At 50.3% G+C, this 14,132-nt stretch carries 15 protein-coding genes; 9 read left to right on the top strand and 6 right to left on the bottom strand.

The genetic code is table 11. The features are described from left to right. Position 1: 1 nt before the first annotated feature. The 9 genes from ACLM7Z_RS11605 (at position 2) to ACLM7Z_RS11565 (ending at position 7,996) form a co-directional block, all read left to right on the top strand. Positions 2-544: a hypothetical protein gene (locus ACLM7Z_RS11605; RefSeq protein WP_435645124.1), complete on the top strand. Its 543-nt coding sequence runs from the start codon at positions 2-4 to the stop codon at positions 542-544. Positions 545-719: 175 nt separating this feature from the next. Next, positions 720-1,244, top strand: a complete 525-nt coding sequence (locus ACLM7Z_RS11600; RefSeq protein WP_435645123.1) for a type II toxin-antitoxin system PemK/MazF family toxin — start codon at positions 720-722, stop codon at positions 1,242-1,244. Further along, positions 1,241-3,778 (top strand): phage/plasmid primase, P4 family, encoded by a 2,538-nt coding sequence (locus ACLM7Z_RS11595; RefSeq protein ID WP_435645122.1) that lies wholly within the window; start codon positions 1,241-1,243, stop codon positions 3,776-3,778. Before ACLM7Z_RS11600 ends, ACLM7Z_RS11595 begins: the two co-directional genes overlap by 4 nt. Positions 3,779-4,415: 637 nt before the next feature. Further along, positions 4,416-4,580: an HNH endonuclease gene (locus tag ACLM7Z_RS11590; protein ID WP_435645121.1), complete on the top strand. Its 165-nt coding sequence runs from the start codon at positions 4,416-4,418 to the stop codon at positions 4,578-4,580. A 404-nt stretch (positions 4,581-4,984) separates the two neighbouring features. After that, complete coding sequence (locus ACLM7Z_RS11585) at positions 4,985-5,314, top strand: hypothetical protein (RefSeq protein ID WP_435645120.1); 330 nt, start codon at positions 4,985-4,987, stop codon at positions 5,312-5,314. After that, positions 5,298-6,383 carry a site-specific DNA-methyltransferase gene (locus tag ACLM7Z_RS11580; protein ID WP_435645119.1) on the top strand — a complete coding sequence of 362 codons (1,086 nt, stop codon included), beginning with the start codon at positions 5,298-5,300 and terminating at the stop codon, positions 6,381-6,383. Before ACLM7Z_RS11585 ends, ACLM7Z_RS11580 begins: the two co-directional genes overlap by 17 nt. Before the next feature lie 74 nt (positions 6,384-6,457). Beyond that, on the top strand, positions 6,458-6,652 hold the full coding sequence (locus ACLM7Z_RS11575; RefSeq protein WP_435645118.1) for a cytochrome C: 195 nt from the start codon (positions 6,458-6,460) through the stop codon (positions 6,650-6,652). Further along, positions 6,645-7,499, top strand: a complete 855-nt coding sequence (locus ACLM7Z_RS11570; RefSeq protein ID WP_435645117.1) for a helix-turn-helix domain-containing protein — start codon at positions 6,645-6,647, stop codon at positions 7,497-7,499. Before ACLM7Z_RS11575 ends, ACLM7Z_RS11570 begins: the two co-directional genes overlap by 8 nt. 77 nt (positions 7,500-7,576) lie before the next feature. Next, positions 7,577-7,996, top strand: coding sequence for a hypothetical protein (locus ACLM7Z_RS11565; protein WP_435645116.1), 420 nt, complete (start codon positions 7,577-7,579; stop codon positions 7,994-7,996). A 254-nt stretch (positions 7,997-8,250) separates the two neighbouring features. On the opposite strand, the gene ACLM7Z_RS11560 is transcribed toward ACLM7Z_RS11565, so the two are convergent. From ACLM7Z_RS11560 to ACLM7Z_RS11535, 6 genes are all read right to left on the bottom strand, one after another. After that, positions 8,251-9,834 (bottom strand): recombinase family protein, encoded by a 1,584-nt coding sequence (locus ACLM7Z_RS11560; RefSeq protein ID WP_435645115.1) that lies wholly within the window; start codon positions 9,832-9,834, stop codon positions 8,251-8,253. Next, positions 9,813-11,609 (bottom strand): recombinase family protein, encoded by a 1,797-nt coding sequence (locus tag ACLM7Z_RS11555; protein ID WP_435645114.1) that lies wholly within the window; start codon positions 11,607-11,609, stop codon positions 9,813-9,815. The genes ACLM7Z_RS11560 and ACLM7Z_RS11555 overlap by 22 nt, the downstream gene beginning before the upstream one ends. A 44-nt stretch (positions 11,610-11,653) precedes the next feature. Continuing rightward, positions 11,654-11,830, bottom strand: coding sequence for an SHOCT domain-containing protein (locus ACLM7Z_RS11550; RefSeq protein ID WP_435645113.1), 177 nt, complete (start codon positions 11,828-11,830; stop codon positions 11,654-11,656). Then, positions 11,823-12,245 carry an RNA polymerase subunit sigma-70 gene (locus tag ACLM7Z_RS11545; RefSeq protein ID WP_435645112.1) on the bottom strand — a complete coding sequence of 141 codons (423 nt, stop codon included), beginning with the start codon at positions 12,243-12,245 and terminating at the stop codon, positions 11,823-11,825. The genes ACLM7Z_RS11550 and ACLM7Z_RS11545 overlap by 8 nt, the downstream gene beginning before the upstream one ends. Before the next feature lie 112 nt (positions 12,246-12,357). After that, positions 12,358-13,695 carry a glucosaminidase domain-containing protein gene (locus ACLM7Z_RS11540; RefSeq protein ID WP_435645111.1) on the bottom strand — a complete coding sequence of 446 codons (1,338 nt, stop codon included), beginning with the start codon at positions 13,693-13,695 and terminating at the stop codon, positions 12,358-12,360. A gap of 1 nt (position 13,696) precedes the next feature. Then, the gene (locus tag ACLM7Z_RS11535; RefSeq protein WP_435645110.1) at positions 13,697-14,107 is read right to left on the bottom strand and encodes a phage holin family protein; all 411 of its coding nucleotides are present in this window, start codon (positions 14,105-14,107) and stop codon (positions 13,697-13,699) included. Between the last annotated feature and the right edge of the window lie 25 nt (positions 14,108-14,132).

The raw sequence follows: 14,132 nt of genomic DNA, 5'->3' as shown, positions 1-14,132 counted from the left end.
AATGGGCAGACCAAAGAAACAAAAAGTTGAAATTTATGAGGGTTATATGCAAAAAGCCCGCCATCTGGCTGACGTTTATCCTGATTTACTGCAACAGCGGGAGGAATACCGGCAGGCATTTCTGGACAGGCCCGTGTGTACATGGGAGGATGCCTTTACTCTCCTGACCAGTGCCGGAAACAATAATGACGGACGGGTTCAGACCAGCGGCACATCCGACCATACGGCACGTATTGCCCTGAACATTGATTCGGTCATGGAACGGGAGAACCGGGATATTGTTCAGGCGTATCTGGCACCATATCAGCGGGTGTCAGATGAAATTGAGATGTTCGAGATGGGCATGAACCGGCTGAACGGGCGGACGCTGTGTGTCGCCCGACAGCTTTTTGTGGAGCGAAAACGCTGGGATGATATTACAAATGAGGAAGGTTATCCGCTGGGACGTTCCTCTGTGCAGTTCGAACGCAACCGCGCGCTGGAGACCATCGCCGCTGCGATTGCCGACTGGACGGAACGCAGGCTGTATGCCATATACGGGTAAAAACAACTGTACTGTAAGGCATTTTACTGTACTAAAACTGTGGTGGAAGTGTACGGAAGCGCGTGCTATGATTATCATGCGAGAAACAGACAAGAACAGCTGTGCGAAACGGAGCAGGAGCAATCCTGACTCCGTTTTTTGATGCAAAAAATCATCCGAAGGGAGGAAACAGCTCGTGGGCAGAAAGAACAGGGCAAGGAGAAAGCCCAATGGAAAAAGATATAAGCGGATACATCACATTCCATATCTGGAAGGTGTGGCGTGCCAGCGCTGGCTCGACCGGAGACAGCACAAAGCAAACAGCTATGAAGAGGAACAGATTGTTTTTCGCGGCGAAGTGTGGTATGCAGATTTGGGCGCGCATCCGGATACCAGCATTCAGGAGGGCTGCCGCCCGGTGCTGGTCGTCAGCAACAACGCCAACAACAGCAATGCGCGCACACTGACGGTCGTCCCGCTCACCGCGAGACTGAAAAAATTGTCGCTCGCAACGCATGTTTTGATAGAAACAGTGGAAGCGTGCCCACTGGAGCACGATTCGATGGCTTTGGTTGAACAGATCACGATCATTGATAAATCCATGCTCCGCGAAAAAATTGGACAGTTGGATGGCGGTACTATGCGACGGGTGGACTGCGCCATTCGTGTTCAATTGAGCCTGCTTCCATCGGATTCTCCGAGGGGAGGCGGTGCAGCGTGAAGTACGTCAATCTTACTGCATTGGAGCATATCCCTTCAGAACTGCGGGAATCCGGGCAGTTTTGCGTATGGAAATACGAGCAGCGTGACGGGAAAATGACAAAAGTCCCGTACAATCCGAAAAACGGAAAATATGCGATGGTCAACCGTCCGAGCACCTTTTCTTCCTATGAGCAGGCAGTGCAGGCGCTGAAAACTGAAACGGACGGCGCTCCCATGTATAACGGTCTGGGCTTTCGCGTGTCCGGTTCGGTCGGTGCGCTCGATCTGGATCACTGCTTTGCAGAAACCGAACAGAGCGGCATGGATATGGAATTTCGGGAGCTGTTCGGCGATGATGTGCTTTTTGATGCGTGCCGGCAGGTAGCCGGGCTTAGGCCTTGGGCGGCGGATATTGTCCGGACAATGGATGGCTGTTATATGGAGAGATCCCCGTCGGGTACTGGGCTTCGTATTCTGCTGTCGGTACCCGGATTTTCCTTTGATAAGGAACGGTATTATATCAACAATCGCAGGCTCGGACTGGAGGTCTATGTTCCAGGTGCGACCAAACGGTTTGTGACGCTGACCGGAGATGTGTTCCGGGAAGGCGGTCTGTCGGACAAATGCCGCGAACTGCAAACGATTCTGGATCAATATATGAAGCGTCCCACGGTGGAAACCGAACACGAACCGATCGAACCGCATTCCTATTTGCAGGATGACGAGGTGATTGCGAAAGCATCGGCATGCGCCAGCGGCGCAAAGTTCCGCGCGTTATACGCCGGAGATTTGACGGGCTATGATTCGCCCAGCAATGCCGACATGGCGCTCTGTGCCTACCTTGCATTCTGGTGCGGATGCGATGAGGAACAGATGGATCGCTTGTTTCGATCCTCCGGTTTGTACCGGGAAAAGTGGGACAGACCGCAGTCCGGCTTAACATATGGCGCACTGACGATTCAAAAGGTCATCCGGCATTGCCATGACTGCTACAATCCGGTCGGGCATCTGGTGCCGCCGGAGGATGAATTTCAGAAGCCGTTGGATGACGGGCATTCAACATCCAGAGAGGATATTCCCCTGACGGAGGAAGAAAAGCGCTCATTGGCACAGACGATCCATCTTGTGGATATGGATTTGCAGCAGATGAAGCCGCATTCCAATCCCAGATATTCGTGGAGCGAAATGGGCATGGGCAGGCTGTTCGCGGATTACTACCGCAGAGTGACACGGTTTGTCCCGGAACGCAGGCACTGGTATGTATTCAACGGAAAGGTCTGGAAGCACGATCAGGGCGGCCTGTTGGTCATGCAGCTCGCCAAGCATCTGGTCGATGAGCTGCTCCGGTATTCGCTCACAATTGAGCGCGATGTGGAGCGCGCGGATTATATTGCGTTCATCAGCAAGATGCAGACCCGACGGAAGCGGCAGATCATGGTGGACGATGCACAGGATGAGAATTTTGCTTCCATGCAGATGTTTGACCGCAGTCGCTATCTGTTTAACTGCCAGAATGGGACGTTGAACCTCAACACAATGGAATTTCATGCACACCGGCCGGAGGACATGCTGACCATGCTGGCGGGTGTTATCTATTCGCCGGATACGGTCTGTGAGCGGTGGAATACCTTCATCACGGAGGTCATGGTCGGAGATGCGGAACTGGCAGACTTTCTCCAGCGTGCGCTCGGCTATACCCTGACCGGAGATACCAGTCTGGAATGCATGTTTATCTTGTATGGCGCGACCTCCAGAAACGGAAAGGGCACAACCATGGAGACCTTTTTGAAGATCATGGGCGATTATGGCAAGACCTCGAACCCGGAAATGCTGTCCGCAAAGTTTGGCTCCAGCAACAATGGCGGGCCGTCGGAAGAGGTGGCGCGTCTGGCAGGCGCACGCTTTGTCAACATTTCCGAGCCGGAGAAGCGGATTTCCTTCCATGCCGCGCTGGTCAAGCGGCTCACGGGCAACGACACGATCAATGCGCGGTATCTGCATGAAAACAGCTTTGATTTCAGCCCGATGTTCAAGATTTTCATCAACACCAATTATCTGCCGAATGTGAGCGATATGACGCTGTTTGATTCCGGGCGCTTAAAAATCATCCCGTTCAAACGGCATTTTTCCGAAGCGGAACAGGACAAGGGCTTAAAGCAACTGTTTGCTGAGCCGGAATCGCTGTCCGGCATCCTCAACTGGTGTCTGGAAGGGTATCGGAAATTCAAAAAACACGGTCTGGAAGCCCCGCCTGCCGTGCTGGAAGCGACAGGCGCTTACCGCAGGGAATCCGACCGTATTGGGCAGTTCATCGAAGCGTGGCTGGAACCGGGCGAAAGCTATGAAGTTCGTTCCGCTGCGGCATACCGGATGTATTGCCGCTGGTGTGCGGAAAATGGCTTCAACCCGGAGAATGCAAAGAACTTCAACCGCGCTATGGCAACACATTTCGAACTGGTGAAGAAGCGTCCGAAGGATGGCGGTAGCGCTACCACAATGCTTGTCGGATGCAGGCTCCGCGCGGAAGAGGACGGCATCATTCCGGAGGACTGACAGAGCATAGGGGAGAAACTGCCCGTTGTAGCGGCTGGTTGCCGGTGCAAACCGTAATTTTCTTATATTCTTCTTACGTGAGAAAGAATAGAAAAAACCTGCTACGTATTGCTACACTTAGCGGAAGAGGACGGTATCATTCCGGAGGAGTGACAGGGAATAGAGGAAAACTGCCTGTTGTAGCGGCTGGTTGCCGGTGCAAACCGTAATTTTCTTATTTTCTTCTCACGTGAGCAAAGACAGAAAAAACCTGCTACGTGTTGCTACACACAGCGGAAGAGGACGGTATCATTCCGGAGGACTGACAGGGCATAGGGGAAAACTGCCTGTTGTAGCGACTGGTTGCCGGTGCAAACCGTAATTTTCTTATGTTCTTCTCACGTGAGCAAGAATAGAAAAAACCTGCTACGTGTTGCTACGCATACCGGAGAGGAGGAAACAGATGCCATACAGACCAAACACACCTTGCAAACATCCCGGGTGTCCGGCTTTGGTTCCATACGGACAGAAATACTGTGCAAAACACCGGGCACTGCATCCGGAAGAGGTTCGGTCAGCGTCCAGGCGCGGCTACAACAGCCGATGGCAGAAGGCCAGCAGGGCATACCTGCAGACGTATCCGTTGTGTGTCATCTGCATGAAACAGGGGAGATACACCAGAGCCACTGTGGTTGACCACATCGTGCCGCACCGCGGTGATCCAAAGCTGTTCTGGGATCAGACGAACTGGCAAAGTCTTTGCAAGCAATGCCACGACAGAAAAACGATGACAGAGGAACGATATCCGGTCTACCACTATTAAATTTTTGCCCCCCCGGGGGCGGTCGGAATCTCTGTGGCATGCAAACAGCAAGACCGGCGCCCCCTCAAACGTGCAAAACCGCGAATTTGATAGCCAGGGGGTCAGACGATTCCGGCGCGGAAGGAAAGCGGCAAACTGAGGGAATGCTGGAAGCACCTGCACTGCGGCTGAAAATAGATAAAAAAGGAGACAAAATCAGATATTTTTCCTGAAATTTGCGGGCAATCTGTGTAATTTTGTTTGCTCTGAAAAAAGAAAACAGCAATTTAAAACTTATTTTCTATGTAGGAACGCTCGATGAAGATGATATGTGAAAATCTGGTCATTTTCAGGGCGTTTTTTCCTGCTTTTCGCAAAAAGCACAGGGGTTTTGCTGCAAAATGAAGCATCCGAGGGGAAACACGATGGAACAAAACGAACAGAAATTTCTGGATGGCGTGGTGCATCAGTTCTGCCCGCAGTGCGGCAGAGCCATTGTGCAGAACCGGACGGGCAGGCACAGGAAATTCTGCTCCGACGCATGCCGCAGGCAATGGTGGAATCACCACCCGATGCCGGAGCATTGGAAATCTGCGCGCAAGGCAGTATGCCCGGTCTGCGGGAAGGAATTTCTCGCCAGCCGGGAATACGGCAAATTGAGAATCTATTGCAGTCACGCCTGCGCGAACCGCGGCCGGTCTGCACGCCGTCCGCCGAAAAACAAAAAAGGAGAAGATCATGCGCAAAACAGCTGAATTGAAAATCCTGCCGGTTCATGTACTCAAACCGGCGGCATACAATCCTCGAAAAAAGCTGAAGCCGGGGGACAAGGAATACGAAAAAATCCGGCAGTCCATCGAAGAATTCGGGTTTGCTGATCCGCTTGTGGTCAATGCGGATATGACGATAATCGGCGGACACCAGCGGCTGACGGTTGCCGTTGATCTGGGCTATACCGAAGTGCCTTGTGCGGTGGTGGACGTAGACAAGGTGAGGGAAAAGGCGCTGAACATCGCGCTCAACAAAATAACCGGCGCATGGGATGACAATCTGCTGGCAGAGCTGTTGCAGGACATCGAAAACAGTGACTTCGATGTCGGCAAGACAGGCTTTGACCCGCCTGAGATTGAAACGCTGTTCAATAAGGTGCACAGCCGGGAGGTCGAAGAGGACAACTTCGATGTGGAATCCGAGCTGAAACAGCCTGTGTTTTCCAAACCGGGCGATCTGTGGACACTCGGACGGCATCGTGTGCTCTGCGGCGATGCTACGCTTCCGGAGAGCTATGCAGTCCTGATGGATGGGGTGAAGGCAAATCTCGTCCTTTCCGACCCGCCGTACAACGTGGATGTGGAAGAAACCGCCGGAAAGATTCTGAATGACAACATGGGAGATACGGAGTTTTATGAATTCCTGTTTGCCGCCTTTCGGCAAATGAATGAACACCTTGCCAATGACGGTTCGATTTATCTGTTCCATGCAGATACTGAGGGGTTGAACTTCCGCAGGGCGTTCAAAGATGCCGGGTTTTATCTGTCCGGGTGCTGTATCTGGAAGAAAAACGCGCTGGTGCTCGGGCGGTCGCCGTACCAGTGGCAGCATGAACCCTGTCTCTATGGCTGGAAGCAGGGCGGAAAGCATCAATGGTATTCCGACCGGAAGCAGACAACCATCTGGGAGTATGACCGCCCGAAGTCCAACAAAGATCATCCCACCATGAAGCCTGTAGGCCTGATGAGCTATCCCATCCGCAACAGCACCATGACCAATGGCATTGTGCTTGAAATAAAGACTCGCTATTTAATACAATTTAACGCTGCCTGAGCTTGGGGTGTCGGGGTATCGTTTGGGGTGTCGGTTTTGCAGACCGGCTTTTTTATTATGTGGGAGGTGATTTTGTGCCGACGATAACGAAGAAGGAACTCGAGGATTACAGAAAAATGTGCTACGATAGAGAGCATGGAAGAATACTAACACCAGATGGATTACGTTTCATCTGTGAAGCAAACGGATATGACCCAGAGGCCATCGGAAAGCACATGCTTGAGGTACTGGCTAGGATTGGTTTGAAAGAAGGAAAATTTAATGGATGATAATCAGTTAGGAAGAAATATTCAGCATTTACGAAAAATACACGGTGAAACTTTAGAGAAATTAGGAAACGTAATAATATGTGCGAAATCGACCGTAAAAGGATATGAGAATGGAAGCCGAAAACCGGACTTAGGAACGATTCAATTACTAGCATCTCATTATAATAAATCTGTCGATGAGCTGCTTTATACAGACTTAACAGAACTAGGTAGTATGGAGATGGATTTGAATTCACAGGAACACATGATTGAATTGTTCAATGTCATAATACCGCTATTTACATCTGAAGCAGCCATGAAAAATGAAGATTTCAAAAAGGGGTATGAGCTATCGCAAAGTTTATTAAACAGCTTTGCCAAAGCGGAAAATTTATCAGGGAACATAATCGTTAGAATTTTTGAAGCTTATGCGAGAGCTGTAGATAACACAGAGTTGCCTGAAGCCCTAGCTAATCTTATGTGGAGTATTTTTGTTTGGTGGAGTCAATTGTATGATACAAAGGAACTTCTATCTATGCAAAATAAGCTGCTTTCGAAGAAGTTAAGCATCAAAGATTATATGCAGCTCAAAGATACGACTAGCAAAGAAATCAAAGAGAAACGGCTCAGATTTGTAGCAGATTTCGACGACATAATCAATGAAGCACTAAGAGCGCTAAAGTCTGAACAGGAATGGGCAGATTTGGCAGACTACTATCTTGCGCTTCGATATGTGCATGGACTAGTTGATACAGAGTTATCAAACGAAATGAATGCTGCAGTTGGGATGCAAATGATGCTATCGTTTATGACTTTGGGGAATGGCTATGCCTTTAGATTTTGCAAGACGTGTATGTCCGAAGATTGATAGTTCTCAAAATGCGAACACCGGCCTCTAAATTCTCTGGTATACTTTAGTTAAACCAGAAATCGGAGGTAGTAGTCATGCAAGAAAAAAATAGTTTTATTCGCTGGGTGAAAGCTCATAAAAAAGAACTCATTATCGCAGGGGTAAGTGCCGCAGCGATTGCAGCCATCATATTAGGTTACAAGAATAGAGAAGAACTGATTTCTATTTGGAGTAAGCTAGATAGGAAGGCGAATACCCTGCCACAGCCTGATGCTTTACCTTTATCTACTCCGGTAGTTGGTACAACAAAAGTTGAACCGAGTATAAATGTTCCAGAAGTAACTCCACATATCATTTCCGATATCCCGCAGGAAATCAAGTCTCATTTACGCAATTTACCTGATGGATGGAATGCCTCTGCAGAAAAGATTGCTACGGCAGCTGAGAATGGATATTCACTTCTTCCGGGACAGACTTGGGTAGACAGCTACACCAAGAATCGGATTGCAGCGTAATAAGTCAGGAGGTGAAAGTATGCAGATGTGCCCTAACTGCGACAGAGTGTATGATGAATCGGAATATTCCAGATGCCCGCATTGTCATCCAGATTATGATGGTGGAAGAGAAAGAACTGTGATTGTTTACGATAGAGATGAAGGTCGTGCCAAGTACGTTCCAGAGTCTGAAGCAGAAAAATACAACTATAAAGATTAAGAACAAAGCGCCTCACCGCTGGCATGCAAAACCAGTAGTGAGGCGTTCGTGTATCTTAGGCCCGGATTTCCTGACCGTTCTTAAAGGTAAAGCGGATGTCGTCAACACCGTAGACGGTGGCGAAATCCACCAAGCTGTGCCAGCTCTCTGGGGAAAACTCCGTCAGTGCATCTGGTAGCTGTTCAAAGGCTTTGAGGAAGGCATCGATTTCAGCTCGCTTGGTCTGGAGTTGTTGCAGCTTATCCATGACGGTTTCTAGTCGGGTCTTGGCCTTTTCAAATCGGGCGGTGAGCGTGGAGTAGCGTTTCAGGTAATCGGTCTGGTCAAGTGCGATGCGGGCATTTTCCTGAATGCACTGTTGCACCATATCGGAAACCAGCTGCGTCTCTTGCAGGAGCTCGTCCTGTTCCTGTTCCAGTGCAGTGGTGTCAAAGAGCAGCTCCATCATTTCCTTTGCATCGGCGATGACCGTTGCCTTAGTCGCTAGCATACTGTTTGCCGCTGCAAGGAAGGCTTGCTGGATTTCTTCATCGGTCAGGTGGGGTGTGTTGCAATGCTCATCGTTCTGGAACTTGTGATTGCATTGCCAGATGACCTTGCGGTATTTGCTGGTGGAGTGCCAGACCTTGGAACCGTACCAGCTTCCGCAGCAGCCGCATTTGATTTTGGTGGAAAAGGTATGGGCACCACTATGGTACTTTTTGCCCCTGCCACGCTTTTGGATTTCACGCTGTACCATCTCGAACACGTCCGGCTCTATGATGGCCTCGTGGTTATCTTCTACATAATACTGTGGGATTTCACCCTCATTGACCTTGGTCTTTTTGGTCAGGTAATCAAGGGTGTAGGATTTTTGGAGCAGTGCATCGCCCTTGTATTTCTCGTTGCTGAGGATGCTTTTGACGGTGGACTGGCTCCATTTCTTTTTGCCACCCGGTGTTGGGATGCCATCGGCAGTCAGGCGGTCAGCGATTCCGTGGTAGGTCACACCTTGCAGGAACATGCTGTAGATGCGCTTTACGGTGACTGCCTGTTCTGGATTGACGACCAGATTTCCATCCGGGCCACGGTCGTAGCCGAGGAAGCGATGGAATGGAACGGACACCTTGCCGTCTGCAAAGCGTTTTCTCTGGCCCCAAGTGCAGTTCTCGGAAATGCTGCGGCTTTCTTCCTGTGCCAATGAGGACATGATGGTCAGCAGCAGCTCGCCCTTGCCATCGAATGTCCAGATGTTTTCCTTCTCGAAATAGACCTCAACACCGGCTTCCTTGAGCTGGCGGATGGTAGTCAAGCTGTCTACCGTGTTTCTGGCGAATCGGCTGACCGACTTGGTGACGATAAGGTCAATCCTGCCGGAAAGCGCATCGTCAATCATACGGCGAAAGCCCTCACGACGCTTGGTGCTGGTGCCGGAGATTCCTTCATCGGTGTAGACTTCTACGAACTCCCAATCGTCACGGCCCTTGATGTAGTTGGTGTAATAATCAATCTGTGCTTCATAGCTGGTGAACTGGTCGTCGTGGTCAGTGGAAACACGAGCGTATCCAGCGACCCGACGCTTTTTCTGTTCTGCTATCGGTGCTGCTGTAAATTGTGTCAGTGTGGCCGGTATGGTCTTTACTTTCTTTTTGACGCCCAAGATTTCTCACTCCTTATCCGTTTCATATTTTCGCTCATGGCCTTGCGGCGCTCTGGTGTATAGCCGTCCTTAATGGATTCCATGAACTTGGCACGTTGCTCATCTGACCACTTGCAGCCTTTTCGTTTGGTGGAATACTCAGCGGTCTGGGTATGCCCGTCAAGGAAGGTGAACTCTAGCAGGCCAGTTTTCACCAGTGTGATATGGTCGATTTGCTCCTTGAAGGCATCGCCGTCAAATTCCGGTGTGCCCATGACCTGAGCAGTAATCTCCATCAGCTCAGGCTCTCGGATTCCCTTGATGCCGCAGTTGGTCTTGCTGCCACCGGAACAGCGCCAGTAGGACATTTTGCCGGTCTCACTTGTTTTGCTGTTCTGGGTCTGTCGCCTACAGGAATTGCCGCAGCAGCCACATACGATTCTTGTAGTGAAGGGTGAATACTGACTGCTCGTTGCCATGTGCTTTCGCATCCATGTACGCTGGCGGTCTTTGAACTCATCCGTCCAGCAGTCCTTTCCAGCGGTAGATTCCCATTTTTCACAGGCAACGGAGCCGTCATAGAAGTGAAACTCTAAGGTTTGGTCTTTCATGACCGTGATGTAATCCACTCTATCGAGGAACACATCCTCATTAAATTCATCCAGCCCAAGGACGGAAGCGCAGGTCTTTCGTAGGGCGTTCTCAGGAATATCCTTACTGTCGCAGCGGCCACCTTTCTTTTTGGTGGCTCCGCAGACCCAAGTGATGACGGTATCGCCGTAGGTGGAAGTGTACTTACTGCGATTGGTGCGGGTGTTCCTTACGTAGCTGCAATTGCAATCACAGCATTTCAGCTTGCTGGTAAAGCAGGTGATGTTCAAGCTCTTGTTGGCAAAAGGCCCCAGCTCTTTTCTGCGGGCAATCTCACTCTGCACATATTCAAAGGTCTCCATGTCGATGATGGCTTCGTGGGTCTCCTCGACGTAGTATTGAGGAAGCTGGCCACGATTCTTCCGACGCTTTTTGGTAATCGGGTCTTCGATGAATTCCTTTTGCAGCAGAAGATTGCCGGTGTAGGTGATATTGGTGAGTACACTTTTAATATTGGAATCCACCCAACGGCAGCCGTTTCTGGTAGTGATGCCCTCGGCTTCAAATTCACGCTCAGTCTCCAGTCTGGATTTACCGTCAAGGAAGTTCTGAAAAATGCGGCGGACAATGGCGGCTTCTTCTGGAACAATGACCAGCTGGTCGTCCTCCCAACGATAACCGTATACTCGGAAGCGTCCGTTGGGAATCCCCTGTTCGAAGCGTTTACGAGTACCCCATTTTACATTATTGCTCAAGCTGGTGATTTCTTCCTGTGCAAAGGAAGCCAGCAGGGTCAGCATCACTTCACCGTCACCGGACAAGGAGTTGATGTTCTCCTTTTCAAACCGGACTTCAATGCCCAGCTCCTTTAGGTGGCGGACGGTCTCCAGCAGGTCTACGGTGTTTCTGGCAAAGCGGGAGATGGATTTGGTAAGAATGATGTCGATTTTTCCCGCTTCGCAGTCGTTGAGAAGACGCTGGAATTCTTCTCGATTTGATTTGGTGCCGGTGATACCATCATCAGCGTACACGCCAGCGTATTCCCATTCCGGATTACACTGAATCAGCTCGCTATAATAGCTGACCTGAGCTGATAAAGAATGGTGCAGGCGCTCGGTCTCAACGGAGACTCTGGCGTAGGCTGCGACCTTCTTCCGGGTCGGCAGGACTGGCAATGTCGGCTCGATTTTGTTGATTTTTCGCATAAAATCAGCTCCTTTCCGCTACTATACATCACTCTAAAAGGCCATTAAGTCAACGGCTGTGCGGCAAATAATGTACCCAATAATGGCTGGTATTTTTGCAGCATCTTTGTATCAATTATAGTGTATTGCTCCTCGGTGATGAGGCCCTTTTTCAGCATGGAACGGAACATATTCATGGTCGCTTGGTAGAGCTTTTCACGCTCGAACTGGTCTTCATTCATGACCATCACCGCCTCTGAAGCGGTCTGCGATGTAGCAGACGTGGGAGCAGTATTTTCTGTGCGCATTTCCATAAGCCGTGAACTCCTTTCTGCAGCAAGCGCAGGTAAAATGGTAGATGGCCTTTTTGTTCACCATTTCAGGATGCGCGTTCCACCAGCGGACACGGCAGCTATCGGAGCAGAACTTGACCGGCTTTCGTCCGGGAGTCTGCATCAGCGACTTGCCGCAGCAACGGCAGCAGTTGGCATCCAGCCTTTCTTTTGTGTTGGTCTCCGCCTTGGTACCGGACAGTGCATTCCTTCGGCAGAAAGCGGATACCTGATTCTTGGTGAGGCCCAGCGCCTCTGCAATGGTCGCGTATCCGTAGCCGGACTGGCGGAGCTGTTTGATTTTAAGTTTTTGTTCATTCGTCATATCAAAACACCTCCACTACCCAATGGAGATGAGCTGGGATTTTGAGCCACAAAATAAAAAAAGACCTGCAGGCTCCCGAAGGAACCCACAGGTCAGGAATGAATGTTGAGTATCAGATTCTGGTCGCGTAGTCGAGGGAAATCCATCCGGCACCGGACTTTAAGCGGCCCCATCCAGCAGTGGAGCCTTTACCGGCTTTCACTTCCATGATGGTGAACACACCCTTGCCGGTGTACTTGCCGATAGTGGCATAGTTCGTACCAGCACCCTTGCGGATATTCAGATTGGAGATGGACACACGGACGAGGAACGGAGTCGCGGCAGGCTTGTCCGCAGCAGCTGCCGATGCATCATACTGAGTGAGCTTCCAGCGCTCGATGATATTGCAGATGCTCTCCACATAGGTCGGAGATGTTGCATAGCCGCCGTCCTTGATGAGCTGGACTGCCTTCTTGTAATCCGTGCAGCCCTTCAGGCAATCATAGCGGAGCTTGCTGCCGTTCTTAGCACCGAGCAGATATGCGGAATGGTCTGCGATGGACTTTTCCACGGACGGATACTTGCGGAAGTCGGCAGTGATGGTCACATACTGGCCGTTCTCATATTCCTGCGTCTTCTTGGTGTAGACGGAACTGCCATCCCAAGTGGAGCCAGACCAAGTATTGCCAGAGAGGGACTTCTTCATGCCGAAGCAGTTGTTGGCGTTCTGGGCCAGCTCGGACTTGCCATAGCCGGACTCCAGAATGAACTGCGCCAGAGAGACAGATGCGAGGATGCCGCTGGACTTCTGGTCGGCAGTGAAGAGTGGGCCGACTTTGGCGATGATATCAGCTTCGGACATATCCTTAAAGGCAGTCGCCTGAAGACCGGAAGGTGCAGGAGTTACCGCACCAGCCATCTTAGCCTTCACCGCCTGACGGAACGTGTTCATCGTATAATTCAGACCAACTCCCTTCCAGAGATGCTCTGGGTCGCCATGATTGGATGCGATGCCCTTGGCATGACCTTCCTTATGGGAAATAATATTGGTCATCGGATTCAGACCGTACTGCTTGCACAGCATCGCAAACAGTTCCACAGCCGCCTCATAGGTACGCTTCACACAAGCCTGTGCCTCTGCCTTATTGGATACCGTGAAACCGGAACCGGATGTATAGTGGATACAGGCAGGCTCACACATTTCCACACCGATATGCGTATTGTTGGCAGAGCCTCCTGCGTGCCAGCCTCGATGATTCCACGGAAGAGTCTGATATACAGTGCCGTCATTGCCGTCAATAAATGCGTGGACACATGCTCTGCTGTACGATGCCCTGTTCCACGAATTGATAAAGACCGATGCTTTCGGCTGAGAACAGCCAACCGAATGAAGCATCAGTCCCTTAACAGCAATCTTCTTCCCTGCTTTGTAGCAGGGATTTTTTGTCAGAATAGATTGTACGAGTTTCATGTTATTCCTCACTTTCCGAGCGGTCATGTAACTGCTCTAAGACAATTTTGATTTTTTCCGGCACAGGCAAGCCGAGATGTGCTGCATTCTCTAAAAGGGATACACCTTCATTGGAAATGTAGAAAAATATGACGGCTGTCCGCAGAACGCAGCCTGTACCGATGACATTGATATCCAGAATGTTGGCGATGCCGACCAACAGGAAAATCAATACCTTCCTGAAAATCCCCCGAAAGCCAACCTCACTGGACAGTGTGTGGTCATTGATGGCACACATGATACCAGTGATGTAGTCGATGACCACAAAAGCAATCAGCGTGTACAGCAAACCATCACATCCTCCGAGAAACCATCCAAGCCATCCACCGAGTGCGGTGAATACCATTTGAATCGTGTTCCAAAATTCTTTCATGCGTAGAACCTCCAAATAAATTTTA

Origin of the sequence: Butyricicoccus porcorum, from assembly GCF_051246315.1 — a bacterium.
GTDB classification, from domain to species: Bacteria; Bacillota; Clostridia; order Oscillospirales; family Butyricicoccaceae; genus Butyricicoccus_A; species Butyricicoccus_A porcorum.
Note: the sequence above shows the minus strand (reverse complement) of the source record. Positions and strands in the feature narration are given on the sequence as shown.